Origin of the sequence: Acinetobacter piscicola, assembly GCF_015218165.1 — a bacterium.
Lineage (GTDB): Bacteria > Pseudomonadota > Gammaproteobacteria > Pseudomonadales > Moraxellaceae > Acinetobacter > Acinetobacter piscicola_A.
The window spans coordinates 235,505-258,206 of sequence record NZ_CP048659.1; the positions used below are offsets into that span (position 1 = coordinate 235,505).

A 22,702-nucleotide genomic window follows, 5' to 3' on the forward strand; every position below is an offset into this window, starting at 1 on the left:
TGGTAAATTTTTCCACATGAAACGCTTCTTTGCTTTCTGTGTCAGCGCATTATTTGCAGGTATGGCGTGGGCACAAGCACCTTTGGTGGTGTCAACACATCCTATTTATTTGATTTCAAAAAAAGTCATGCAAGGTATTGAAGAACCTGTATTGCTTTTAGATCATCAAAGTGGACATGATGTACAGCTAACGCCATTGAACCGGAAAACCATTAAAGAGGCATCTTTGGTGATTTGGCTGGGTAAAGCCCATGAAGCACCGCTCGAAAAAGCGTTGCAAGATAATGCCAATGCCATTTCTATTTTAGATTCGGGTATTATCCAAGCCTTGCCCTTAAGAAGTCCACGAGGTATTGCCTTAAAAGATACTGTCGATACTCATGTATGGCTTGATCCAAACAATGCTGTACGTATCGGTTTCTTTATTGCAGCTTTACGTTCACAACAACATCCTGAAAATAAAACAGCGTATTGGAATAATGCGAAAAAATTTGCCAATGAAATGCTTTTAGCATCACAAAAATATACAGGAGAGGGGGTAGCACGACCATATTGGGCATATCATGATGCTTATCAATATTTAGAACGTTCGCTTAACTTAAAATTTGCGGGTGCGATGACTGATGACCCACATGTTGCACCCACGATTGCCCAAATTAAATACCTCAATGACCATCGACCAAGCAAAAAAGTCTGTTTACTTGCTGAAGCCAGTGCGAGCCCAAGTCAATATAAAAAATTGGGTGCAATTACATTTCAATCGGTTGATGAATCTTTAGCGAAACAACAAGATTTTGTGGTTGCATGGCAAACTTTAGCTGCACAAACACAAGCTTGCGTAGTTAATGCACGAAAATGATGCAAATATTAAGCAACAATTGTACAGATCAAAAGCAATTTAATCTGTGAAAAAAACACGACTAAGGTCGGGAAAAGATTGCATGTTCAGGGGTGTAACTCTATAATGCCTGCGATTAAAAACGATCATCAGCTAAACTTGTCAAGCATTTATGCTGTGAGTGGATAAAAAATGAGCCGAACTAGTCGCATGATTGACCGACGATTAGCGAAAGCTTTGGTCTATTTACAAGCATGTATGATTCCTGTTTCAGCCTTGATAGGGTGGGTCTTGAAAGACTCGACTGCGGCTTTGAGTGCAGCATTAGGTGCACTAATATGTTGGCTTGCTAGTTGTTATTTTTCTTGGCAGTCATTTCGAGCAGCAGGCGCGCGAGCATCGAAACAAGTTCTTTCGAACATGTATCGGGGCATGATGGGCAAATTTGCAATTGTGATCGTTGGATTCATTTTAATTTTAAGCAATGTCAAACCGTTATCCCCGGTCGCATTGTTTTGTGGTTTTATACTTGTACAAGCCATGACGTGGATTGCTCCTTTTTGGGCAACCCGTTTACAAAAATGAGTATAAGCACAGCAAAAATTGAAAAGTTTTTCAGGAATAGGCGAGATATCAAGCAGCACGCGATATTCGTTTTATTCTATTAGTTTTTTTACATTGACCAGGTGTGATTTATGGCTGCTGAAGAACATGCCCTTACTTCGACCGAGTATATCAAGCATCACTTGACCAATATGACCTATGGTAAAATGCCAGACGGTACATGGAAATTGGCTGAAAGTGGTGCTGAAGCTCAACAGATGGGGTTCACTGCTATTCACTTGGATTCAATGGGTTGGTCTATCGGACTTGGTTTAATTTTCTGTTTGTTGTTCTGGTGCGTAGCGAAAGCTGCAAACTCTGGTGTTCCTACCAAGTTCCAGTCTGCAATTGAAATGATTATTGAGTTTGTAGATTCAAGTGTTCGTGATACTTTCCACGGGAAGTCTCGTTTGATTGCACCGTTGGCACTAACCATTTTTGTGTGGATTTTCCTCATGAACTTAATGGACTTAGTACCAGTAGATTTCATTCCACATCTCGCTACGCTTATTGGTAGCAACGTGTTTGGTATGGATCCACACAGTGTGTATTTCAAAATTGTACCTACTACAGATCCTAACATTACTCTTGGTATGTCTTTATCTGTATTTGCTCTCATTATTTTCTACAGTATTCGTGAAAAAGGTGTGAGTGGTTTTGTAGGCGAATTGGCACTGAATCCATTCAATCCTAAGAATCCAATCGCTAAAGCGCTTTTAATTCCATTTAACTTGCTTTTGGAATTGGTAACTTTCCTTGCACGTCCAATCTCTTTGGCTCTCCGACTTTTCGGTAACATGTATGCGGGTGAATTAATCTTCATTCTTATCGCATTATTACCGTTCTGGATCCAGTGGGCATTGTCTGTGCCATGGGCGATTTTCCATATTTTGATTATCACCCTGCAAGCATTTATTTTTATGATGCTCACCATCGTTTATCTAAGCATGGCAAGCGAAAAGCATTAATGGTATTACCTAACTATCAATCGGTGGTTAGGTACAGTTTTTTTAACTTAATTTGGTATAAAACCTAACCTCTGAGGAATTATCATGGAACTCACTTTAGGTCTAGTTGCAATTGCATCTGCTATCTTGATCGCTTTTGGTGCTTTAGGTACTGCGATTGGTTTTGGTCTTTTAGGCGGTCGCTTCCTTGAAGCTGTTGCTCGTCAACCAGAATTGGCTCCACAACTTCAAACTCGTATGTTCTTAATTGCGGGTCTTCTTGATGCTGTGCCTATGATCGGCGTTGGTATTGGTTTGTTCTTCATCTTCGCAAATCCATTTGTAGGTTAATCAGCTTAATTCCTAAATTAAACCATTGAGGAATTTGCAATGAATATCAACCTCACATTGATTGGCCAAGCGATTGCATTTGCGATTTTTGTCGCATTCTGCATGAAGTTTGTATGGCCACCACTAATCAATGCGATTAGTGAGCGTCAGCGTAAAATCGCTGATGGCTTAAATGCTGCTGAAAAAGCGAAAGCTGATCTTGCTGATGCGCAAGCACAAGTAAAGCAAGAAATTGATGCAGCAAAAGCACAAGCGGCTCAATTGATCGAACAAGCGAACCGTCGTGCGGCACAATTGGTCGAAGAAGCGCGTACCCAAGCATCTGCTGAAGGTGAGCGTATTCGTCAACAAGCGAAAGATGCTGTTGACCAAGACATCAATTCTGCTCGTGAAGAATTACGTCAACAAGTTGCTGCTCTTGCAGTTGCTGGTGCAGAAAAAATTCTGAACCAACAAGTTGACGCAGAAGCTCATAATGCCATGCTGAATCAGCTGGCTGCTAAACTTTAAGAGAGGCGAATATGGCTGAACTCTTGACGTTGGCACGCCCATACGCTAAAGCAGCATTTGCTTATGCATCTGAGCAAAATGCAACTGACGCTTGGTCAAATGCATTACAACTGCTCAGTGCTGCGGTGCAAGATGAAGCATTCTCCGCTTATTTAAATCGCCCTGAGTTGACACCTGCTGAGCAGGTTGCACTTTTCGCGAAAGTTTTAGGTGAACAGCAAACTGAAGCGGTGTCAAACTTTTTGACACTTCTTGCTGACAACGGTCGTTTGACCTTGTTACCTGAAATTGAAGCTGAATTTGAACAACTCAAATCGCAAAATAACAACACTGTAGACGTTGTGATTGAATCGGCTTTCCCGCTAGATTCAGTACAAGAACAGAAGTTGGCTCATGCGTTGGAAAAACGTTTGAACAGCGCTGTGAAAGTTACAGTTGAAGTAAACCCAGCATTGATTGCTGGTGTTGTTATTCGTGCAGGCGACCAAGTGATAGATGATTCTGCGCTTAGCAAGCTTGAAAAAATGCGTACTCGTCTTTTAGCGTAATTGTGCATCATAATTACATAAGACGAAGACTGAACTAATAAAAGATTGAGGTATAGCGCAATGCAACAACTGAATCCATCCGAGATCAGTGCGCTCATTAAACAGCGTATCGGCGATCTGGACACCAGCGCGACCGCTAAGAACGAAGGAACCATTGTGATGGTTTCCGACGGTATTGTGCGTATTCACGGCCTTGCTGATGCAATGTACGGTGAAATGATCGAATTCGACGGCGGCTTATACGGTATGGCACTGAACCTAGAACAGGATTCAGTGGGTGCCGTTGTTTTAGGTAACTACTTAAGCCTTCAAGAAGGTCAAAAAGCTCGTTGCACAGGCCGTGTATTAGAAGTTCCAGTTGGTCCTGAACTTCTTGGTCGTGTCGTAGATGCTTTGGGTAATCCAATTGATGGTAAAGGCCCAATTGATGCAAAACTTACAGATGCTGTTGAAAAAGTAGCACCTGGTGTAATTTGGCGTCAATCTGTAGATGAGCCTGTACAAACTGGTTATAAATCAGTTGATACAATGATTCCTGTAGGCCGTGGTCAGCGTGAGTTGATCATTGGTGACCGTCAAACTGGTAAAACAGCGATGGCGATCGATGCGATCATTGCTCAAAAACAATCAGGCATTAAATGTGTATACGTTGCGATTGGTCAAAAACAATCAACGATTGCAAACGTTGTACGTAAGCTTGAAGAAACTGGTGCTATGGCGTACACAACTGTTGTAGCAGCTGCTGCAGCGGATCCTGCAGCAATGCAGTATCTTGCTCCATATGCTGGTTGTACAATGGGTGAGTACTTCCGTGACCGTGGTGAAGATGCGCTTATCATTTATGATGACTTGTCTAAACAAGCGGTTGCGTATCGTCAAATTTCATTGCTTCTTCGTCGTCCACCAGGTCGTGAAGCTTATCCAGGTGACGTGTTCTATCTTCATTCACGTCTACTTGAACGTGCTTCTCGTGTATCTGCTGACTACGTTGAGAAATTCACTAACGGTGAAGTTAAAGGCCAAACTGGTTCATTAACTGCATTACCGATTATTGAAACTCAAGCAGGTGACGTATCTGCATTCGTACCAACCAACGTAATTTCGATTACTGACGGTCAGATCTTCTTAGAAACATCATTATTCAACGCAGGTATTCGTCCTGCTGTGAACGCGGGTATCTCTGTATCGCGTGTTGGTGGTTCTGCACAAACGAAGATCATCAAAAAATTGTCTGGTGGTATCCGTACTGCTTTAGCACAATACCGTGAATTGGCTGCGTTTGCTCAGTTCGCTTCTGACCTTGACGAAGCAACGCGTAAGCAACTTGAACATGGTCAACGTGTAACTGAATTAATGAAGCAAAAACAATATGCTCCATATTCAATTGCTGACCAAGCAGTTTCAATTTATGCATCTAACGAAGGTTATATGGCTGACGTTGAAGTGAAGAAAATCGTAGACTTTGATGCTGCGTTAATTTCTTACTTCCGTTCAGAACATGCTGCGTTAATGCAAAAAATCGATGAAACTGGTGCTTATGACAAAGACATCGAAGCTGCAATTAAAGCAGGTATTGAAAGCTTTAAAGCGACTCAAACTTACTAAGATTCAACGATGTTGAATCTAGTTATGGTTTGGTTCACGGAATCAACCTTCGAAGGCTCGAAAGGGCTTTCGAATACTAGGTTAAGCGTATGGCAAATTTAAAAGAAATTCGCGCCAAAGTAGCTAGTATCAAGAGCACGCAGAAAATTACTCGCGCGATGCAAATGGTAGCAGCTTCTAAGATGCGTCGTGCGCAAGAGCGCATGGCTCAGGGCCGTCCGTATGCCGAAAATATGCACCGTGTAATTGCTCATTTGGTACAAGCGAATCCTGAATATAAACACCGTTATATGGTTGAACGCCCAGTCAAACGCGTTGGCTATATCATTGTGTCTTCAGATCGTGGTCTTGCTGGTGGTTTGAACATTAACTTGTTCAAAAAAGTGGTTAAACACGTACAACAGCAACAAGAGCAGTCAATTGAAGTTCAATTTGCTTTGATTGGTCAAAAAGCGGTTTCGTTTTTTAAAAACTACGGCGGTAAAGTACTTGGGGCGACTACGAATGTAGGCGATGCACCAAGTCTTGAACAGTTAACTGGTTCTGTACAAGTGATGTTGGACGCATTTGATAAAGGCGAATTAGATCGTATTTATCTTGTGTCAAACGGCTTTGTCAATGCCATGACTCAAAACCAAAAAATCGAACAACTTGTTCCTTTAGCTGCTGCTGAAGAGAATGAAGGTCTAAACCGCCAATACGGTTGGGACTACCTCTATGAACCAGAAGCTGAAGAGCTTTTGAATGGTTTATTGGTTCGTTACATTGAGTCTATGGTGTATCAAGGTGTGATTGAAAATATCGCATGTGAACAGTCTGCTCGTATGGTTGCAATGAAAGCTGCAACAGATAATGCGGGTGAATTGATCAAGAGCCTACAACTCATTTATAACAAGCTGCGTCAAGCCGCGATTACTCAGGAAATTTCTGAGATCGTTGGTGGTGCCGCTGCCGTTTAACATTATTTTGAATTGAGGAGACAGCAATGAGTAGCGGTCGTATCATTCAGATCATCGGCGCGGTTATCGACGTCGAGTTTGAACGCAACAGCGTTCCTAAGATCTATGACGCTCTCCACGTTGACGGTACTGAAACTACTTTAGAAGTTCAGCAACAACTTGGTGATGGCGTAGTTCGTACTATTGCAATGGGATCTACTGAAGGTCTTAAGCGTGGTTTGAACGTAACTAATACTGGCGCTCCAATCTCTGTACCTGTAGGTACTGCATGTTTGGGTCGTATCATGGACGTTCTTGGTCGCCCAATCGACGAAGCTGGTCCAGTTGCAACTGAAGAACGTTTACCGATTCACCGTCAAGCGCCTTCTTATGCTGAACAAGCTGCTTCTACTGACCTTTTAGAAACTGGTATTAAAGTCATTGACTTACTATGCCCGTTCGCGAAAGGTGGTAAAGTTGGTCTGTTCGGTGGTGCCGGTGTTGGTAAAACTGTAAACATGATGGAGTTGATCAACAACATCGCAAAAGCTCACTCAGGTTTATCTGTGTTTGCTGGTGTTGGTGAGCGTACTCGTGAAGGTAATGACTTCTATCACGAAATGAAAGACTCTAACGTTCTTGACAAAGTAGCAATGGTCTACGGTCAGATGAATGAGCCACCAGGTAACCGTTTACGCGTAGCGTTAACTGGTTTGACTATGGCTGAGTACTTCCGTGACGAGAAAGACGAAAACGGTAAAGGCCGTGACGTATTATTGTTCGTAGATAACATCTACCGTTATACACTTGCGGGTACTGAAGTATCAGCATTGTTAGGTCGTATGCCGTCTGCTGTAGGTTACCAGCCAACTCTTGCAGAAGAGATGGGTGTTCTACAAGAACGTATTACATCGACTAAGTCTGGTTCTATTACGTCAATTCAAGCGGTATACGTACCTGCCGATGACTTAACAGATCCATCGCCTGCAACGACGTTCGCTCACTTGGACGCAACTGTTGTATTGAGCCGTGACATCGCATCTTCTGGTATTTATCCAGCGATCGATCCACTTGACTCAACTTCACGTCAGTTAGATCCACTTGTAGTGGGTACTGAGCATTACGAAATTGCTCGTGCAGTTCAAAACGTTCTTCAACGTTATAAAGAATTGAAAGACATTATCGCAATTCTTGGTATGGACGAATTGGCTGAAGAAGATAAATTGACTGTTTACCGTGCGCGTAAAATTCAACGTTTCTTCTCTCAACCGTTCCACGTAGCTGAAGTGTTTACTGGTGCTCCTGGTAAACTTGTACCGCTTAAAGAAACAATTCGTGGCTTTAAAGGTCTTCTAGCTGGTGAATACGATCACATCCCAGAACAAGCGTTCTATATGGTTGGTGGTATTGACGAAGTGATTGCTAAAGCTGAGAAACTTTAATTAGTTCCCTAATTTAGGAGATTCTCATGTCTACGATGCAATGTGATGTTGTCAGTGTTAAAGAGTCTTTGTACTCAGGCACTGTAACAATGCTAATCGCGAAAGGTGCTGGCGGTGAACTCGGTATTATGCCTGGTCATGCTCCGTTAGTTACTTTACTTAAGCCGGGCGCGATTCGCGTTCTGCTTGAGAACGGTACAGAAGAGTTAATCTATGTATCTGGTGGTGTACTTGAAGTTCAACCGCATGTTGTTACGGTTCTAGCAGATACTGCTGTCCGTGCAGAAAACTTAGATGAAGCTGCAATTATTGAAGCACGTAAAAATGCTGAACAATTGCTTGCAAATCAAAAGAGCGATTTGGACGCTGCTGCTGCTTTGGCTGCGCTTGCAGAAACTGCTGCTCAGTTGGAAACCATCCGCAAAATCAAAAACCGCGCTCAATAAGACGCAGTTTGAGATTGAAGAACCGTCCGAAAGGGCGGTTTTTTATTTATAAAAATTGTTTTTTTATAAATTGACTATACTCATCCCCTAAAGCCAATTCATAGTCTTTAAAAATTTTCCGACGAGTCGATACTGTTGGTTGTTTGGTTTTTGGATTAAATCCTACTTTTTCAACTTCTTGCCAATATAGACCAGTCCCTCTTTTTTGCCACGATGGCAATTCATTAAAATTAATATCTCGGCTAAACAGAAGATCATGCTTTTCTTGACGATTTAAGCCTTTGACTTGATGGGTTGCTTTTTTAATAGTCTCACCTTCTTTACGTAACATCCAATAACAATGTGCATTTAAAGCATTACGATGAGCATCTTCATGTCGCCAACGAAAATAGTCTTCAACAATTTTTGCATTGGGTAAAATACAAATTCGAGCATCAAAAGTTGCCATTTGCCCATGTAAAATACTGAATTTTGCACTGGCTTCAGCCGCCAATATCGAAATGATTTTGCGTGTTTTACGGTTGAAACTGTCATCCTTAAGATGAAAAAGCAGTGAAATTTCATCACTTTGTGTATAGCCATAAATAATGTTGAAACCACATTGCATTAAATGTGCAGTAGTTTCGACCATCAAATCTCTAAAGCGAATGTCAAAAGGTGCTTCAAATTGCCAAATTTCTTTAGTCAATCGTGTAAACCCCTTACCATCAAGTCGTACCACGATATATTGTTCAGGTGGTACGCAAAAATCATAAGCTGTTTCATATACACGTAAGCGAGTATCTAAATCATTAAATCTCATGAGGTTATTCTCGAATTGCTAAAAGCTGTATGGAAAATTGCTGATTTTCTATAATGTTAACTTTATAAAGTTCATCAAAACCTTCCTGAAGCGAGGGTAGTTCAAACTTTTTAGCTGTGGCAAGTACACCTTGATCAGGAATTCGTTCTTTACCGAATCGTTGTCGGTTGCGTTCTAATGTGCTGTCCAAATCAGCTTCAAAATAATAAGAAATCACTTCAAATTCAGCATCTTTAGCACGTTGGATATAACGCGCACGATCTGCTTTCGTCATGTTGGTATTATCAATCACCATCTTGGTTTTAGAAGCTAAAGCTGCTTCAAATAAAATATTTTCACGATGGCGTGTTTTTAGCATGTCTAAATTTAGACGTAAGTGTGTTTTATAAAAATATTCTTTATAAAATGTCGATTTACCCGATGCTTGGACACCTGTAAAAATAATCAGTTGCATGGTTTACTTCAGTCATTTTTATCTATTTTTAGATTAAAACATGCTTGTAATGGCAAATATAGTCTGAGCTTGAAAATGTTGATGTTCTAGCGCTAAAGTGGTATTAGATGCTGAAATATTTCTATGTATTTTATAAAAAAGGTAAAAGTAGAATACATCATGATGAAAATGATTGAGCAAGAAGTACATTTTTGGGAATTATATCAGGATGATACACGGTATTATTTTAGTATTGCCATCGACATGAGTTCGGTGGTGTCATGTTGGTATATTCATTTAGATGCTGAAGAAGCTGTGTTTTATCAACAAAATGGGCGACCATTCCTGCATGATTTTGCACAAGAAATCGTTCAACAAGCCTATCGTGGTGATTTTTCTTTTTTAGAACAACGTGAGGTTTCTGAGCAGGTTCAAAAATTAATGCAACATGCATTTAAAGCACATACTTAAATTTTTAAATGTGCAAATGTCAGCAAAAAATAGAATATTCCGTATGGAATATCCTATTTAACTGTAAATGAATTTGAAGTGACACTTAAATTAGCTGTTGTGGCTGTCTGAAGATCCACCTTTGGGAATCATCATTCCTGCCAATTTGATCATTTCAGATTGAATTGTACTCATTTGTTTTTCAATTTTATCAAAATCAATTTTTGTAAAATCAACTTCACCATTGAGTAGTGGCGAACTAAGCACTTGTTTATTTGCGAATAAAACGTGTTGACGTATATTGTCAATTTCTTGGCTTTTTAAATCTAAAGAAATCAATGCTGTATTAAAACCTTGTAACTCATGACTTAAATTTTTTGCTGTTTCTTGCAGTTGTTGCTGATCTTTACTGTCAATTGCTGTTTGCAAATCAGTTTGTGCTTGTTGTAATTTTTCGATGTAAGTTCCTGTTTTTAGCTGAACATCAGCAACGTCACGCGCGATATAAAACATGTTGCCGCTTTTTAAATTTTCATTGTTTTGTACTTGTGCTGTTTCAGTTTCAACCTCTGCGGCTAATGATGCATTTTCATGTGTTTCATCTTTTAATGTTTCTGTTTGTTCAAATTGTTCAGTATGTTCCTGTGGCTCAGTGGTTTGGTTACAACCGAGTAAAAGCACCCCTGAGGTAAAAATAATAAAAGGGAGAAGGGCGCCTTGAATTAGCTTTTTCATAACATTCAAATTCAAAAATAATCTTATGATTTTTAATATAAAACTGAACTATGGATAAAGATAGGATTGTTGCAAATGAATAACAGTTTATTACTGTATTTATATTTTAGTGTTTTGAGCGCATAAAAAAAGATGACCTCAGTCATCTTGATTACAACGCATTGATTATGCTTTGGCAAGTTCCGCTTCAATCGCTTGTACAATACGAGGATCATCTGCGGTAATGTCTGGCGCAAAACGTGCCACGACTTCCCCATTTTTATTCACTAAAAATTTTTCAAAATTCCAGAGTATTTCGGGTTTTGGGTTTGGTGTTAAGCCATAATCGACCAAGTCTTTCCACCATGGTCCTTCACCAATACGCTCAGGAATTGCATGAATTAGGGTGTTATAGAGTGGATGTTTGTCATCGCCTGCGACTGAAATTTTAGCAAAAAGTGGAAAATGTACATCGTAGGTCAGTGAACAAAATTGTTGAATTTCTTCATTTGAACCCGGTTCTTGTGCCAAGAAGTTATTGGCTGGAAAACCTAAAATTTCTAAGCCTTTTTGTTTTTTGGCTTGATACAGTTTTTCTAAGCCTTCGTATTGTGGTGTTAATCCACATTTAGATGCAACATTGACTAGCAGTAAAACTTTACCTTGATACTGATTGAGGGTGACTTCTTCACCTTGAATAGTTTTTACCGGAATGTCGTAAACAGATGCGCTCATCTTATTGTCCTAAAGTCATTTTCAAAAATATTATGCTTTAATGTTTTAGCGATTATTCTGCTTTTCAGCAAGATATAATTGTTAGAATCATACAATTTAAGACAAAAAAAGCAGATCAAATACGCTGCTTTTGTTAGACGTTGAATCATTATTTTGCGATGTCTATTTTATTTTGCACATGAATAATTTCTGTTGATAACAGTTGTTGTAATTCGTTAATTTCTGCTTGAAGTGCTTTGATGTTATCTAAGTCAGGCGAATCTTTCACAGCTTCTTCAGAAAGTTTAATACCTAAATTATTGATTTGTTTTATTTTACTTCGGATGCTATTTGCTTCTGGGCTTTTTAATGTCAGTGCATCTAAGTCTTGGTTAAAATCTTCGACGAATTTTTTCATTTTGTGAACAAGGGCTTGTAACTCAATTTGATCATGGTTTTGTGCTGCTTGTATAACGGCATCTTGAAATGCCAGTGCATCTTTGGCCTTATTTGTCGAAAGTGTTTGAATTTCAGCAAGTTCATCTTTACTGGTGTTGTTTATTTGAGGAGTAAGTGATTGAACCTTTTGTGGCGGTTGGGGATAAGTTGTTGCGAAAGCGCAATAATGATATGTAAAAAAGAGTAGGCATATACAGATTATTTTTTTCATTTCACTTATTCAAATTTTAAAAAGAATCATATTTTATCTCAATTTCTAATTTTGCTTGTGCTGTGCCTATATTTAAAAATTAAATTTTATTTTCCAAGTAACTGTGTAGGTGTTTGTCCTGTGTAGCGTTTAAAAAACTCAATAAAGCTAGAGCTGTGTTGGTAACCTAATTCTAAACTGACTTTTTTCACAGCGTTGCCACGTTGTATGCATGAAATTGCATAAATGATTTTGGCGCGATTGCGCCATTCAGAGAGTGAAAGCTTAAGTTGTTCCTGACTAAGACGCAGTGCGTGTCGTTCTGTAATATCGAAGTCATTTAAAATATGTTGCAAGCTTTTATTAAATAGATTTTGATCTGAAAGTCGTTCAAGGATCGGTTTTAAAATAGGGTGGTTAGTCTGAGGTAAATAATGCGTGTATGAGTCACTATACTGAATCTGATCAAGTACCAATTGTAATAAATGTTCGTAGTATTCAACCCTAGGGATGCCTAACTTTTGCTGATTTAAAATTTCTTCAATGGTTTGGCGGAGGTAAGGGCGAACATTGAGTGTTTGTACTTGTTTCGCCAAATTTTGGCATAACTTTGGATGGATACGGATACAAATATAATGTGTTAAATGATCATCCACAGCCGTACAACAATGCTCAATTTGAGGGGGGATCCATAAACCATAGCTTGGTGGTGAAAGATAGGTTTGATCTGCGATATTGAGTTCTAAAGTACCATTTAGACTCAAATTAAAATCACCCCATAAATTTGAATGGGGTGTGACAATATCATGTTTTTGGTAAAAGAATTCTTCTACAGAAATCAGTGAGGTATATGACATAGTGAATAAAACTAATTCTCACATTGTATTGGCTGTTGTTTAGTTTTAGGGTTATTTAAACCACGGCTTAAAGTGAAGATGGAAATCACCGCTAAAATGATGAAACTCAAAACACTATAAAGCAAGGTATCGGCATTGAAGTGATCAACAATATAACCACCAATTAACGCGCCTGTTGCAATCATGACTTGGAAAAAGCCAACAAACAAGGGCATTCCTTTTTCTACGGCATGTGGGGCATGTAAAAACATCCAAATATTGGCGGTTGTTGGAAATGCACCAAAGGCAAATCCCCATAGTGCAGTGAGAATAAATGCACCTGTGGTATGGGTTGCAAAAATTGGGAATCCAAAAAATACCAAGGCAAAACAGATTGCCACAAAAGCAAAGGTATAACGCACATTTAAATTGCCACAATAACCTGCAAATGCATTACCAAAAATACCTGAAATACCAAAAAGTAATAACAGCGAACTGATGGTTGTACTGTCAAAACCCGCAGAATGTTTAAAGAAAGGCGTGAGGTAACTATAGGTCGAGAAATGTGCAAGACCCAAAAGTAAAATGATAATGAGCCCTTGTCGTGCTTTATCAATGCGAAGCAGTGCAGGTAAGTCTTTGAAATGAATTGCCGATTCAGGCTTTAAGCTAGGTATAAATTTAAAACCGAGTGCGACCACAAAGAAGCCAATCACAGAGGTAATGGCAAAGGATGACCTCCAACCATAGCTATCACTTAACCACGTTCCAATCGGTACTCCAAGTACAGTGGCTAAAGTCACACCTGCCATGACTGTTGCTGTGGCTTTGGCTATAGGAAGATGTGATGGTGCTAAACGTCCACTCAGGGCAATTGCTGTTGCCCAAAATCCACCAATGGCAAACCCGAGGATAAAGCGACTGAGCAATAAAATTTCAAAATTGGGTGCGATTGCCGTAATTGCATTCGCGACCACCATGGTGGCAGCCAGTCCCAATAGTAGGTAACGACGATCAAGATTCTTGACCAGTACAGGCAGTAATGGTGCTGCAAATGCGGCCATGATGCCAGGTAAGGTGATGACTAAACCCGCTGTACCTACTGAAACATGTAAATCTGTAGAAATATTATTGATGACACCAATGGGGAGAAATTCACTGGTGACCAATGCAAAGGCAGTGATTGCAACGGTGAGCAAAGCAATCCAACTACCTTGGCTACTGGGGGGAACATCGGTCGTGCTATGTTCTGAAATTTGAGGTTGCATCGTATTCATGAGCAGGGTTCCTACTTTGAAGGGCACGTTGGCTAAACTGAGTTTTGCTTGTTTTTAATTCATTAACGATCGTTATAAAAATAAAGTATTTGATTAATTTTTAGCTGTCAATTAATTTAATAATGTTCGTTATAAAAATATATGTGAAGTTTATGGCAGATTTTGAAGAGCAAAGTTTAATTGAAGGTAAACAATCGCTTAAACGTGGGCGAGGTCGCCCAAAATGCTTTAACGAACAAGAAGCGTTACAAAAAGCCATGTTGTTGTTTTGGAAATATGGCTATGAAGCGACATCGATGAGTGATTTAACCAAAGCATTACATCTGACTGCGCCGAGTATTTACAGTAGTTTTGGTGATAAGTTGCAATTGTTTCATGCTTGTTTAGACTATTATATTGAACATGAAGCATGCGCATTAGAGGCGATTTTCCAACAATCAACAACAGCTAAAATCGCACTTGAACTTTATTTATATGAAAATTTAAAAAGAATCGTTCAGCAAAACAAACCCACCGGTTGTATGTTACTCACGGCAACCATGAATTGCTCACAAGAACATACTGAGTTGCAACAAGATTTACTGTCGAAACGTAATCAAGTCAAAGAAAAAATTTATCAGCGTTTACAACAGGGTGTGCTGGATGGTGACTTAAAAGCTGAAACCAATATTCAAGCGATGACAGATTATTATACAACGGTGATTCAAGGATTGACGATGCAGGCTCGTGATGGTGTTGGACTAGAACAACTTGAGAAAGTGGTACTTTTAGCGCTGAAAACCTACGATTTATTTTAAAACATCAATCCAATATGCGGAATAAGGGCTGTCTGAAATTCGCTATAGATGTCGGAAATACGATATTTAAATTATTTCCGACTTAGTCAATAATCGAGCTTTCATTCTGAAGCGTTAAAATTATGTACACCAATACCAAGCCGATGTGGTGGGCAGTGTGTTTACCCATCATTGCAGTTTTGATCTGGTCAATGAATATTGCTGTCACTCGCTATGTTTCAGACTATATCTCACCAGTCAGTATCAGCTTTTACCGTTGGTTCGTTGCATTTATTATTTTGACGCCATTTATGGCAAAAAAAATGTGGCAAAACCGTCATTTGATTCGTCAGCACTTTTGGCAGTTTGCTATTTTGAGTGCTTTTGGAATGGTGTTATATCAAGGTTTATCCTATTCCGCAGCCCATCATACTTCCGCGACCAATATGGGCATTATCAATGCTTTTATTCCTATTTTTACCATTTTTGTTTCTATTCTAATTTTACGTGAAATTCCCAATCGTTTTGCGGTGATCGGCAGTATCTTGTCCTTCCTCGGCTTACTTTATGTCATAAGTCGAGGAGATGTCGCTAGCCTTACACAATTGGGTGGACATTCAGGTGACCTGTTAATGGTGCTTGCAGTGTTCTTTTATGCATTTTATGGTGTATTTCTAAAAAAATGGCAGCTCAAAGTCCCTTTGTTGATTAGCTTATATATTCAAATTGCTTTTGCATTGCTTTATCACTTACCGTTTATTGCTTGGTTTGGTCTGCAAAGTATCGATATGAATAATGTTGGTAGTGTATTGTACGCAGGAATTTTTCCTTCTTTGATTGCACCATTTGTATGGATGATGGCCGTTCAATATTTAGGCCCAAATCGTACCAGTATTTTTATGAATCTGATGCCCGTTTTTACCGCGATTATCGCCTTTTTTTGGTTAAATGAGGCGTGGACGATTTATCATAGCATCGGTGGTTTGATTATTTTATTGGGTATTGTACTTGCGCAGAAAAAAGTAAAAGTATTGAATTAATCGGTAAAGATGAGAAATATTTTTGATTTTTATTAGACTTTTTTTATATAAATTTAGGCTTAAAATATATTAATTGAATTTTGGTTAAAATTTGATACGTTCATTTTAAAAAAAATATAAAGCAAATAGATAGGTTTAATTTTATCAATATACTCATCTGTTAGCTTGATTTAAACATAGTTTTATTTTTGTAAAATAAAGATAAAATTTGTATGAATAGTATTTTTATAGCATAATAATACCCATAGACAACAAGGTATGAAAGATCATTTATCTGTTGTTTAAACCAAATTTTTGTATACCCTCTGGATGTGATCCACATCCTTTTTCATGCTCAGCCGACCCTATATGGCTGAGCTTTTTTTTGTCTATCATTTGAGAAAAGTGATGGAATGATTGAGGTGAAATTTAAATACTTTGGCGTTATTTTGCCTAAGCCTCAATTTACAGTCTCAAATATTCTAAAATGCTATCTCATTTAAGCTCGAATAATCTCACCTGTGACAGCGTCTAAAATACGACTTGGCTGTTGGCTGAGTCCTAAATCACCATTTAAATAATTCAGTTGTGATGCAAAATAGCGGTTGGCGTCTTGTAATGAACGAGCAGGTTCTAAACCCGCAGGGTTGGCGCTGGTTGAAACAATAAAACCATTAAACGCATTACAGAGTGCAATACATAAAGGATGTGTGGTGACACGAACAGCAACTTTGGGATGGTTGCCTTTAATCCACTGGGGAATGCTTTCATCAGCAGGGAGAAGCCAAGTGGTTGCACGTTCAGTCTGTGTGCGATGTGTCCAAGTTTCAATGACTTGTTGACGGATTTTGGGTTCTAAGTTTTCCAATAAATGTTCAACTTGAGTAAGTTGTCCCGCAAGTAAAATGACACCTTTTTCAATTGGGCGCTGTTTTAAGCGTAAAATTTCTAAAAATGCCTGTTCATTCATTGGGTCGCAACCTAAGCCCCATACTGCCTCTGTCGGATAAGCAAGCACTTTGCCTTGACGCAGAATTTGAGCAGCTTCAGCAACTGAGGTTGTCATCATGGATCTTTCCACCTTATCAGTTTTTAAAGGGCTATTGTGAACCTTAATGACTCGCTCGGCAACGTAAGTACAAGCCAGATTGTTGAATACATAAGCCTAAAAGCTCTAGTTCCATGAGATATCCTGTTAAAACAGCAATATCTAAATTGAGCTTTTGATGAAGAATATCAATCTCTTGTCCAACCCAATCGAGTTGTTGATAAAGTTGAAATAAATGTTCAGGCAACACGGGTAATTTTTCTTTTTCTTCGATTTTTTGAGTATTTTCACAATGCCATTGTGTAGGTAATGCTAAATCTTCAATGATTTGCTCAGGATGGTCGACCAAAATAGCACCCTCACGGATTAATTGATGACAACCTTGATGGTATTCACTGTAAATATGCCCAGGAATGGCAAAAATAATTTTGCCTTGTTCGGCTGCGGCTTGAGCGGTAATCAAGGAGCCACTTTCTAAAGCAGCTTCAGCCACCAAAACCCCTAAACTTAAACCACTCACAATCCGATTGCGGCGTGGAAAGTTAGATTTTAAGGGCGGTGTATTGGGTAAATACAGGGAAATAATCGTTCCTGCATGTTCTAAAATCTGTGCGTGTAATTGTCGATTTTGTGTAGGGTAGACTTGTTCTAAACCTGTTCCAATGACCGCAATGGTGCGTAAGTTTTTTAATGCGCCTGCGTGTGCCGCAGCATCAATTCCTTCAGCTAAACCACTGGTAATAAAAAAGCCTTTTTCACTGAGATAATAGGCAAAATCATAAGCCACTTGTTTACCGTGGGGGCTTGGCTTTCGGCTACCTACAATTGCTACTTGGGGTTGTGTTAAATTTTGCCAAGCGCCTTGACCAAATAAAATGGGTGGATGATCGGCATAGGGGAGGAGTTGTTGTGGATAATGGCTGTCGTGGTCTAACAGTATAAAATCACAGTGTTGTTTTAACTTCTCAAGGCACAGATAAAAGGAAGTTTGTCCTTTATCTGTGAGAAACTCTTCGGCACGTTGGAGGTGATTTTTATGAATATTCACCTCAGACCAACGCAGCAAATTTTCACTCGAAACTGCTTTTGCCACTGAGCCAAAATAAGTTTCGAGACTACGAAATGCAAGATTGGAATGTTGAACTAAATACCATAACTTGATGGTGTCTAATTGCACATCAGATATAAAGTTCAACATGCCGATATCACATTTTTTAGTTGTTTTTAGATTTTAGAGCGTTTTAGAAAGATTAATTTTCTGCAATCGCAGGGGTTTGAATTGAAGAACCCACTTTAATTGGCAATGCACTATCTAAAATATAGCCATAGCTAAAACGCTCAAACGTTTTGAAGACCATCAAAGTGCCGACATTTTGGTTCGGTAGTTTGATTGGTTCTTTGGTTTTTGGATCTTTTACCACTTCACCCTGTTGGTAAATGCTAAATACTTGTCCAGCTTTTGCACCATCTACGCTACCACGATCAATAGTTACAACACCATTGACTGCACCTGTGCCAATTGAGCCTTGTACACGAACGATTTTACCACCAGTGAGTACTTCATTTTGTGCTGTAGGATAAAAAATAGAAGGTAAATTATACTCATACACAGGTAAGACATAATCACCATTACGGACTTCAGCATTATAACTGTCAGTCAGTTCAAGCGTTGTAACATCATTCTCACCTGCAACTGCAACAGCAGAAGCGACTTCAGTAAGTTCTTGACCTGCATTGATTTTTTTGCCTTTTTCATCGACAAAGAAATATGGCTCAGCTTGACGATACACACCATAGCGTTGTCCAACAACTAAACCATTGCCACGAGCATAGACGGTTTGACCTGCACCTGTAATCACACGATTATCCGCTGCACCCAGAATATAAGGCACGCCAATGAGTGATTCAGGTGAAACGATAATACTATGTTCTAACCATGGTTTGATATCTGCACTTGAAATGATTGGAATAGTATTTCCAATAGATTCAACACGTACTTGTGGGCGTAAAGATGCACCACCTTGATGACGGCGAATAATACCATCACAGCCGTCACCCTCATCGACACCGACCAGTGGACGACCATTTACGCTACAGAGTAATAATTTATCCCCGGGATAGATCCAATGTGGGTTTTTGACATGGCGGTTACTGGCCCAAATCTCTTTCCAACGCCATGGTTTGCTGAGGAATCGTCCTGCAATATCCCATAACGTATCGCCACGTTTGACCACATAAACATGCGGTGCATTGGCTTTTAGAGAGGGTGGGTTTTGGTTTGGACTCGGCGCTGCATGTGCAACGTCCACTACAGCTACACCTGCACTGATGCAGAGTGCCATAGCCAAAACCTGCTTCTTAAACCCCGTGGCATTAATCTTTGTGCCATTGAAAAACTTTATCATTATCATAATTCCTGAAATTATGCGTATAAATACGTTATAATTGCATCTTACACACTTTTATTTAATGAAGCATATTCTTCATTTAGTTTTTTAGATCAATGGCATAGCAAGTGAGGATAAGTATGGCCTTATTACCTATTTTAAGTTTTCCTGATCCCCGTTTGCGCACCATTGCAAAACCAGTCAATGAAGTGACGGATCAGATCCGTCAGCTTGCAGCGGATATGTTTGAAACCATGTATGCAGCGCCAGGCATTGGTTTAGCCGCAACACAAGTTGATCATCATATTCAACTCATCGTGATGGATTTGTCTGAACATCAAGATCAACCGATGGTATTCATTAACCCCAAAGTTATTCCGCTGACAGAAGAAACCCTCCCTTATGAAGAAGGTTGCTTATCTGTGCCTCAAATATACGATAAAGTTGAACGCCCGTCACGTGTCAAAATCGAAGCTATCAATTTAGAAGGTGAAACTTTTGAAATTGAAGCAGATGGTTTGCTCGCAGTGTGTATTCAACATGAAATCGACCATTTAAATGGTAAATTATTTGTCGATTATTTGTCACCATTAAAGCGTCAACGCGCGCGTGAAAAAGTTGAAAAAGTCGTGCGTCAGCGTGAAAAACAGAAAGTTCCCGCAAAGCGTTAATGCATTGTCAGACATTTTGTTGAATAAAAGCCCAATTCTGATTGGGCTTTGTTATACTGTAACAATGAAAATGTTGGGTTAAACATGTTGAAATGTTGTTAAGAAATGGGTTATTGCTAAGTAGCTTAGCAGTATTTTTACAGATCGCTGTTTTTTTACAGCCTTTGCTACCGAAGCAATATCAAATTGCGCCGGTCTGTGAAACCATTTCTCAGGTTTTAATACAAACTGATTTTTATAATAAGCATCAACATTCAACTCACCATCAACATACTTCTCATGAATCTTTTGTTCATGCCATGCAAGAGAAACCTGCCAATCTTGGGCATGATCACCATGATCCAAACCACCAATGTCAGTATTGTACAGTGTATGGCAACTTGGTTTTACCTCCTGAGCTTGAGGTGAAGCAGGTTCTGGATCGTATACAAGTTCGCTTACTCGCATTTCAACAGACATTTAGTCATGTTTGGTTCGTTTTACAGCGCTTATTTCTCATTCCACAAGGGCGAGCCCCACCAATTTTCGCTTAAATCCAATTCTTTTTTTCTGGGTCTGCATAGGCTCCAGTCGAGATTTATTTAAAATTTAAGTGAGAAATGAAAATGGCTCAGCCAAAATTCTTTTTACAGCCACTGACGGCTGCGATTTGTGTTGCGTGTTATTCGGGAAGTGTTCAGGCAGAACAAATTGAGACTGAACCACATATTCAGCAGTTAGCACCTGTGGTCTTAACTGCACAAAAAGCCAACGATGCCAATGGTTTGGTGGTTCGTGCTGATCCTAAACAGCCGATTCAGCCTGTACCTGCAACCGATGGTGCTGATTATCTACAAAGCATTGCAGGTTTTAGCTCAATCAAGAATGGTGGTACCAACGGTGATGTAACGTTTAGAGGAATGTTTGGTTCACGTATTAAAATTTTAACCGATGGCACGGAAAATTTAGGTGCATGTCCATCACGTATGGATGCGCCAACGTCTTATATTCAGCCTGAAAGTTTTGACCGAATCACAGTCACTAAAGGACCTCAAACCGTTCAATATGCCAATACTGGCTCTGCGGCAACGGTGATTTTTGAACGTCAAAAACCAAAACTTTCTGAAGATCATCCTTACCAAGGACAAGCCAGTGCATTGGTCGGCTCGTATGGACGCATTGATCAGAATATTGAAGCCATTGTTGGTGATGAACAAAAATATATGCGTTTAAATGCAGGACGTTCAGAGTCAAATAGTTATCAAGATGGTGATGGTCGTACAGTTCCTTCAGCTTGGGAGCGTTGGAATGCGGATGTCGCTTTAGGTTGGACGCCTGATGCAGACACGTGGGTAGAGTTGACAGGCGGTAAATCTGATGGTGAAGCACTGTATGCAGGGCGTGACATGGATGGTTCGCAATTTGCCCGTGAAAGTTTAGGTTTAAGATTTGAGAAAAAGAACCTGACCGATGTGATTAAAAAGGTTGAAGGGCAAGTGAACTATAGCTATAACGACCATGTGATGGATAATTTTAGACTACGAACACCACCAATGATGGATATGGATCATGACGATATGGATATGGGTATGCATCATGGTGATGCAGATCATGGCAGTATGAAAGGTCCATCTGAAATGCAAGTGACGCGCCGTACGTTAAACTCACGACTTGCGGTAACGTCTGAATGGGACAAACTGAGCTTCATCACAGGGGTGGATACACAACAAAATCATCATGCAGGCAGTATGATGAACAAGCCTTTAACAACCAATATGAAATTTGAATCCTATGGTGTTTTTGGTGAGTTGGGATATAAATTCAATGATCGTTATAAGCTGGTTTCAGGTGCGCGTATTGACCAAGTCAAAATTGATGCATTAAAGCTAAATGATGACCGTAAAGAAACCTTACCAAGTGCATTTATTCGTTTAGAAAATCAACACCCTGAACACGATGCTAAAACCTATATCGGTCTTGGCTATGTCGAACGTGTGCCTGATTACTGGGAACTGTTTAGTACAGCACATGGCAATTCAGGCATGTCTAAACCGACTTTTAATGATTTAAATACGGAAAAAACTTTGCAGTTAGATCTAGGATATCAACACCAACATGGCGCATTTAAGTCATGGGCATCTGCATATGCAGGTCTAATCGATGACTATATTTTAATGAGTTATCATCAGCATGGTTCATCCTTCAGTGCAGGTGCTAAAAATGTCGATGCAACCATTGCAGGCGCAGAAGCAGGGATTGGTTATGACTTTACTGAAGCACTACAGTCAGATCTTAGTCTTGCCTATGCTTGGGGTGAAAATACGACAGCTCATACGGCATTACCACAAATTGCACCTCTAGAAGGACGTTTTAATTTACGTTATGTTCAAGACAAATATACGTTGGGTTTATTGTGGCGTGTGGTGGCAAAACAAGACCGTATTAGTCTAAATCAAGGCAATATTGTGGGCTATGATATGGCGGAAAGTAAGAGCTTTAATACATTGGCTCTGAACGCATCTTATAATCTTGTAGATGATGTCAATCTTGCAATTGGTGTAGATAATGTCTTCGATAAAACCTATACCGAGCATCTCAATAAAGCAGGCAGTTCAGGTTTCGGCTTTGCCAGTACAGAACAGTTCAATAATATTGGACGCAATTACTGGGCACGGATCAGTATGAAGTTCTAAGCACAATGCTGTAAAATAATTCATGA

26 protein-coding genes are annotated in these 22,702 nt (G+C 39.6%); 16 read left to right on the top strand and 10 right to left on the bottom strand.

All coding sequences use genetic code 11. The features are described from left to right. Positions 1 to 16: 16 nt before the first annotated feature. The 10 genes from G0028_RS01160 to G0028_RS01205 all read left to right on the top strand — a co-directional run bounded on the left by G0028_RS01160 (position 17) and on the right by G0028_RS01205 (position 8,228). Positions 17 to 859 carry a metal ABC transporter solute-binding protein, Zn/Mn family gene (locus tag G0028_RS01160; RefSeq protein ID WP_174493514.1) on the top strand — a complete coding sequence of 281 codons (843 nt, stop codon included), beginning with the start codon at positions 17 to 19 and terminating at the stop codon, positions 857 to 859. 171 nt (positions 860 to 1,030) lie between these two features. Then, complete coding sequence (locus G0028_RS01165; protein ID WP_111861471.1) at positions 1,031 to 1,423, top strand: ATP synthase subunit I; 393 nt, start codon at positions 1,031 to 1,033, stop codon at positions 1,421 to 1,423. Positions 1,424 to 1,533: 110 nt separating this feature from the next. Then, the gene (atpB, locus tag G0028_RS01170) at positions 1,534 to 2,409 is read left to right on the top strand and encodes a F0F1 ATP synthase subunit A (protein WP_068975643.1); all 876 of its coding nucleotides are present in this window, start codon (positions 1,534 to 1,536) and stop codon (positions 2,407 to 2,409) included. Positions 2,410 to 2,493: 84 nt separating this feature from the next. Then, entirely contained in the window at positions 2,494 to 2,739 is a 246-nt protein-coding gene (atpE, locus tag G0028_RS01175) for a F0F1 ATP synthase subunit C (RefSeq protein WP_000424060.1), read from the top strand. A 39-nt stretch (positions 2,740 to 2,778) separates the two neighbouring features. Further along, positions 2,779 to 3,249, top strand: coding sequence for a F0F1 ATP synthase subunit B (locus tag G0028_RS01180; RefSeq protein WP_130074811.1), 471 nt, complete (start codon positions 2,779 to 2,781; stop codon positions 3,247 to 3,249). Positions 3,250 to 3,260: 11 nt separating this feature from the next. After that, positions 3,261 to 3,797: a F0F1 ATP synthase subunit delta gene (locus tag G0028_RS01185; RefSeq protein ID WP_130074810.1), complete on the top strand. Its 537-nt coding sequence runs from the start codon at positions 3,261 to 3,263 to the stop codon at positions 3,795 to 3,797. Positions 3,798 to 3,857: 60 nt separating this feature from the next. Then, positions 3,858 to 5,402 (top strand): F0F1 ATP synthase subunit alpha, encoded by a 1,545-nt coding sequence (gene atpA, locus G0028_RS01190; protein WP_130074809.1) that lies wholly within the window; start codon positions 3,858 to 3,860, stop codon positions 5,400 to 5,402. Positions 5,403 to 5,491: 89 nt separating this feature from the next. Next, positions 5,492 to 6,361 carry a F0F1 ATP synthase subunit gamma gene (atpG, locus tag G0028_RS01195; protein WP_130074808.1) on the top strand — a complete coding sequence of 290 codons (870 nt, stop codon included), beginning with the start codon at positions 5,492 to 5,494 and terminating at the stop codon, positions 6,359 to 6,361. Between the two features lie 26 nt (positions 6,362 to 6,387). Then, a complete protein-coding gene (gene atpD / locus G0028_RS01200) occupies positions 6,388 to 7,782 on the top strand; it encodes a F0F1 ATP synthase subunit beta (RefSeq protein ID WP_130074807.1) in 1,395 nt (464 codons plus the stop codon). 26 nt (positions 7,783 to 7,808) lie between these two features. Then, positions 7,809 to 8,228, top strand: coding sequence for a F0F1 ATP synthase subunit epsilon (locus tag G0028_RS01205; RefSeq protein WP_120375742.1), 420 nt, complete (start codon positions 7,809 to 7,811; stop codon positions 8,226 to 8,228). Positions 8,229 to 8,274: 46 nt separating this feature from the next. On the opposite strand, the gene G0028_RS01210 is transcribed toward G0028_RS01205, so the two are convergent. Together G0028_RS01210 and G0028_RS01215 are read right to left on the bottom strand one after the other, a co-directional pair. Then, positions 8,275 to 9,030, bottom strand: coding sequence for a tRNA(His) guanylyltransferase Thg1 family protein (locus G0028_RS01210; RefSeq protein ID WP_130074806.1), 756 nt, complete (start codon positions 9,028 to 9,030; stop codon positions 8,275 to 8,277). A 4-nt stretch (positions 9,031 to 9,034) separates the two neighbouring features. Then, the gene (locus G0028_RS01215; protein WP_130074805.1) at positions 9,035 to 9,484 is read right to left on the bottom strand and encodes an ATP-binding protein; all 450 of its coding nucleotides are present in this window, start codon (positions 9,482 to 9,484) and stop codon (positions 9,035 to 9,037) included. A gap of 159 nt (positions 9,485 to 9,643) precedes the next feature. Between G0028_RS01215 and G0028_RS01220 the strand changes: the two genes are divergently transcribed. Continuing rightward, positions 9,644 to 9,934, top strand: a complete 291-nt coding sequence (locus G0028_RS01220) for a hypothetical protein (protein WP_306669460.1) — start codon at positions 9,644 to 9,646, stop codon at positions 9,932 to 9,934. A 90-nt stretch (positions 9,935 to 10,024) separates the two neighbouring features. Here the strand turns inward: G0028_RS01220 and G0028_RS01225 are convergent, their stop codons facing one another. The 5 genes from G0028_RS01225 to G0028_RS01245 all read right to left on the bottom strand — a co-directional run bounded on the left by G0028_RS01225 (position 10,025) and on the right by G0028_RS01245 (position 14,103). After that, positions 10,025 to 10,648 carry a hypothetical protein gene (locus G0028_RS01225; RefSeq protein ID WP_130074804.1) on the bottom strand — a complete coding sequence of 208 codons (624 nt, stop codon included), beginning with the start codon at positions 10,646 to 10,648 and terminating at the stop codon, positions 10,025 to 10,027. Between the two features lie 165 nt (positions 10,649 to 10,813). Next, the gene (locus G0028_RS01230; protein ID WP_180046524.1) at positions 10,814 to 11,362 is read right to left on the bottom strand and encodes a glutathione peroxidase; all 549 of its coding nucleotides are present in this window, start codon (positions 11,360 to 11,362) and stop codon (positions 10,814 to 10,816) included. Positions 11,363 to 11,510: 148 nt separating this feature from the next. Further along, positions 11,511 to 12,011, bottom strand: coding sequence for a hypothetical protein (locus G0028_RS01235; protein WP_180046522.1), 501 nt, complete (start codon positions 12,009 to 12,011; stop codon positions 11,511 to 11,513). 86 nt (positions 12,012 to 12,097) lie between these two features. Beyond that, on the bottom strand, positions 12,098 to 12,847 hold the full coding sequence (locus G0028_RS01240; protein ID WP_180046520.1) for a helix-turn-helix domain-containing protein: 750 nt from the start codon (positions 12,845 to 12,847) through the stop codon (positions 12,098 to 12,100). An 11-nt stretch (positions 12,848 to 12,858) separates the two neighbouring features. Beyond that, positions 12,859 to 14,103: an MFS transporter gene (locus tag G0028_RS01245; protein WP_180046518.1), complete on the bottom strand. Its 1,245-nt coding sequence runs from the start codon at positions 14,101 to 14,103 to the stop codon at positions 12,859 to 12,861. Positions 14,104 to 14,255: 152 nt separating this feature from the next. Between G0028_RS01245 and G0028_RS01250 the strand changes: the two genes are divergently transcribed. After that, positions 14,256 to 14,900 carry a TetR/AcrR family transcriptional regulator gene (locus tag G0028_RS01250; RefSeq protein WP_130074799.1) on the top strand — a complete coding sequence of 215 codons (645 nt, stop codon included), beginning with the start codon at positions 14,256 to 14,258 and terminating at the stop codon, positions 14,898 to 14,900. A gap of 143 nt (positions 14,901 to 15,043) precedes the next feature. Next, a complete protein-coding gene (locus tag G0028_RS01255; RefSeq protein WP_174493646.1) occupies positions 15,044 to 15,919 on the top strand; it encodes a DMT family transporter in 876 nt (291 codons plus the stop codon). Positions 15,920 to 16,397: 478 nt separating this feature from the next. On the opposite strand, the gene G0028_RS01260 is transcribed toward G0028_RS01255, so the two are convergent. Genes G0028_RS01260 through G0028_RS01270 form a run of 3 tightly spaced genes read right to left on the bottom strand, consistent with a single transcriptional unit; the run spans position 16,398 to position 19,351 of the window. Next, on the bottom strand, positions 16,398 to 16,967 hold the full coding sequence (locus G0028_RS01260) for an L-threonylcarbamoyladenylate synthase (protein WP_130074798.1): 570 nt from the start codon (positions 16,965 to 16,967) through the stop codon (positions 16,398 to 16,400). 43 nt (positions 16,968 to 17,010) lie between these two features. After that, positions 17,011 to 18,144 carry a DNA-processing protein DprA gene (gene dprA, locus G0028_RS01265; protein ID WP_180046515.1) on the bottom strand — a complete coding sequence of 378 codons (1,134 nt, stop codon included), beginning with the start codon at positions 18,142 to 18,144 and terminating at the stop codon, positions 17,011 to 17,013. A gap of 52 nt (positions 18,145 to 18,196) precedes the next feature. After that, entirely contained in the window at positions 18,197 to 19,351 is a 1,155-nt protein-coding gene (locus G0028_RS01270; protein WP_180046513.1) for a LysM peptidoglycan-binding domain-containing protein, read from the bottom strand. A gap of 122 nt (positions 19,352 to 19,473) precedes the next feature. On the opposite strand from G0028_RS01270, the gene def reads away from it, so the two are divergent. The 3 genes from def to G0028_RS01285 all read left to right on the top strand — a co-directional run bounded on the left by def (position 19,474) and on the right by G0028_RS01285 (position 22,676). Next, entirely contained in the window at positions 19,474 to 20,004 is a 531-nt protein-coding gene (gene def, locus G0028_RS01275; protein WP_130074795.1) for a peptide deformylase, read from the top strand. Positions 20,005 to 20,096: 92 nt separating this feature from the next. Further along, positions 20,097 to 20,537, top strand: coding sequence for a DUF2946 family protein (locus G0028_RS01280; RefSeq protein ID WP_130074794.1), 441 nt, complete (start codon positions 20,097 to 20,099; stop codon positions 20,535 to 20,537). A 72-nt stretch (positions 20,538 to 20,609) separates the two neighbouring features. Then, positions 20,610 to 22,676 carry a TonB-dependent copper receptor gene (locus G0028_RS01285; RefSeq protein ID WP_180046510.1) on the top strand — a complete coding sequence of 689 codons (2,067 nt, stop codon included), beginning with the start codon at positions 20,610 to 20,612 and terminating at the stop codon, positions 22,674 to 22,676. The last annotated feature ends 26 nt before the right edge of the window (positions 22,677 to 22,702 follow it).

Bases quoted from the DNA above. Each gene is read 5' to 3' on its own strand.
- atpG (WP_130074808.1), top strand. From the start codon at position 5,492: ATGGCAAATTTAAAAGAAATTCGCGCCAAAGTAGCTAGTATCAAGAGC.
- G0028_RS01255 (WP_174493646.1), top strand. From the start codon at position 15,044: ATGTGGTGGGCAGTGTGTTTACCCATCATTGCAGTTTTGATCTGGTCA.
- G0028_RS01250 (WP_130074799.1), top strand. From the start codon at position 14,256: ATGGCAGATTTTGAAGAGCAAAGTTTAATTGAAGGTAAACAATCGCTT.
- G0028_RS01220 (WP_306669460.1), top strand. From the start codon at position 9,644: ATGATGAAAATGATTGAGCAAGAAGTACATTTTTGGGAATTATATCAG.
- G0028_RS01235 (WP_180046522.1), bottom strand. From the start codon at position 12,011: ATGAAAAAAATAATCTGTATATGCCTACTCTTTTTTACATATCATTAT.
- atpE (WP_000424060.1), top strand. From the start codon at position 2,494: ATGGAACTCACTTTAGGTCTAGTTGCAATTGCATCTGCTATCTTGATC.
- G0028_RS01215 (WP_130074805.1), bottom strand. From the start codon at position 9,484: ATGCAACTGATTATTTTTACAGGTGTCCAAGCATCGGGTAAATCGACA.
- G0028_RS01280 (WP_130074794.1), top strand. From the start codon at position 20,097: ATGTTGTTAAGAAATGGGTTATTGCTAAGTAGCTTAGCAGTATTTTTA.
- dprA (WP_180046515.1), bottom strand. From the start codon at position 18,144: ATGTTGAACTTTATATCTGATGTGCAATTAGACACCATCAAGTTATGG.
- G0028_RS01270 (WP_180046513.1), bottom strand. From the start codon at position 19,351: ATGATAAAGTTTTTCAATGGCACAAAGATTAATGCCACGGGGTTTAAG.
- G0028_RS01230 (WP_180046524.1), bottom strand. From the start codon at position 11,362: ATGAGCGCATCTGTTTACGACATTCCGGTAAAAACTATTCAAGGTGAA.
- G0028_RS01205 (WP_120375742.1), top strand. From the start codon at position 7,809: ATGTCTACGATGCAATGTGATGTTGTCAGTGTTAAAGAGTCTTTGTAC.
- G0028_RS01240 (WP_180046520.1), bottom strand. From the start codon at position 12,847: ATGTCATATACCTCACTGATTTCTGTAGAAGAATTCTTTTACCAAAAA.
- G0028_RS01210 (WP_130074806.1), bottom strand. From the start codon at position 9,030: ATGAGATTTAATGATTTAGATACTCGCTTACGTGTATATGAAACAGCT.
- G0028_RS01225 (WP_130074804.1), bottom strand. From the start codon at position 10,648: ATGAAAAAGCTAATTCAAGGCGCCCTTCTCCCTTTTATTATTTTTACC.
- G0028_RS01285 (WP_180046510.1), top strand. From the start codon at position 20,610: ATGGCTCAGCCAAAATTCTTTTTACAGCCACTGACGGCTGCGATTTGT.
- G0028_RS01185 (WP_130074810.1), top strand. From the start codon at position 3,261: ATGGCTGAACTCTTGACGTTGGCACGCCCATACGCTAAAGCAGCATTT.
- G0028_RS01260 (WP_130074798.1), bottom strand. From the start codon at position 16,967: ATGATGACAACCTCAGTTGCTGAAGCTGCTCAAATTCTGCGTCAAGGC.
- atpB (WP_068975643.1), top strand. From the start codon at position 1,534: ATGGCTGCTGAAGAACATGCCCTTACTTCGACCGAGTATATCAAGCAT.
- atpD (WP_130074807.1), top strand. From the start codon at position 6,388: ATGAGTAGCGGTCGTATCATTCAGATCATCGGCGCGGTTATCGACGTC.
- G0028_RS01165 (WP_111861471.1), top strand. From the start codon at position 1,031: ATGAGCCGAACTAGTCGCATGATTGACCGACGATTAGCGAAAGCTTTG.
- G0028_RS01160 (WP_174493514.1), top strand. From the start codon at position 17: ATGAAACGCTTCTTTGCTTTCTGTGTCAGCGCATTATTTGCAGGTATG.
- def (WP_130074795.1), top strand. From the start codon at position 19,474: ATGGCCTTATTACCTATTTTAAGTTTTCCTGATCCCCGTTTGCGCACC.
- G0028_RS01180 (WP_130074811.1), top strand. From the start codon at position 2,779: ATGAATATCAACCTCACATTGATTGGCCAAGCGATTGCATTTGCGATT.
- atpA (WP_130074809.1), top strand. From the start codon at position 3,858: ATGCAACAACTGAATCCATCCGAGATCAGTGCGCTCATTAAACAGCGT.
- G0028_RS01245 (WP_180046518.1), bottom strand. From the start codon at position 14,103: ATGAATACGATGCAACCTCAAATTTCAGAACATAGCACGACCGATGTT.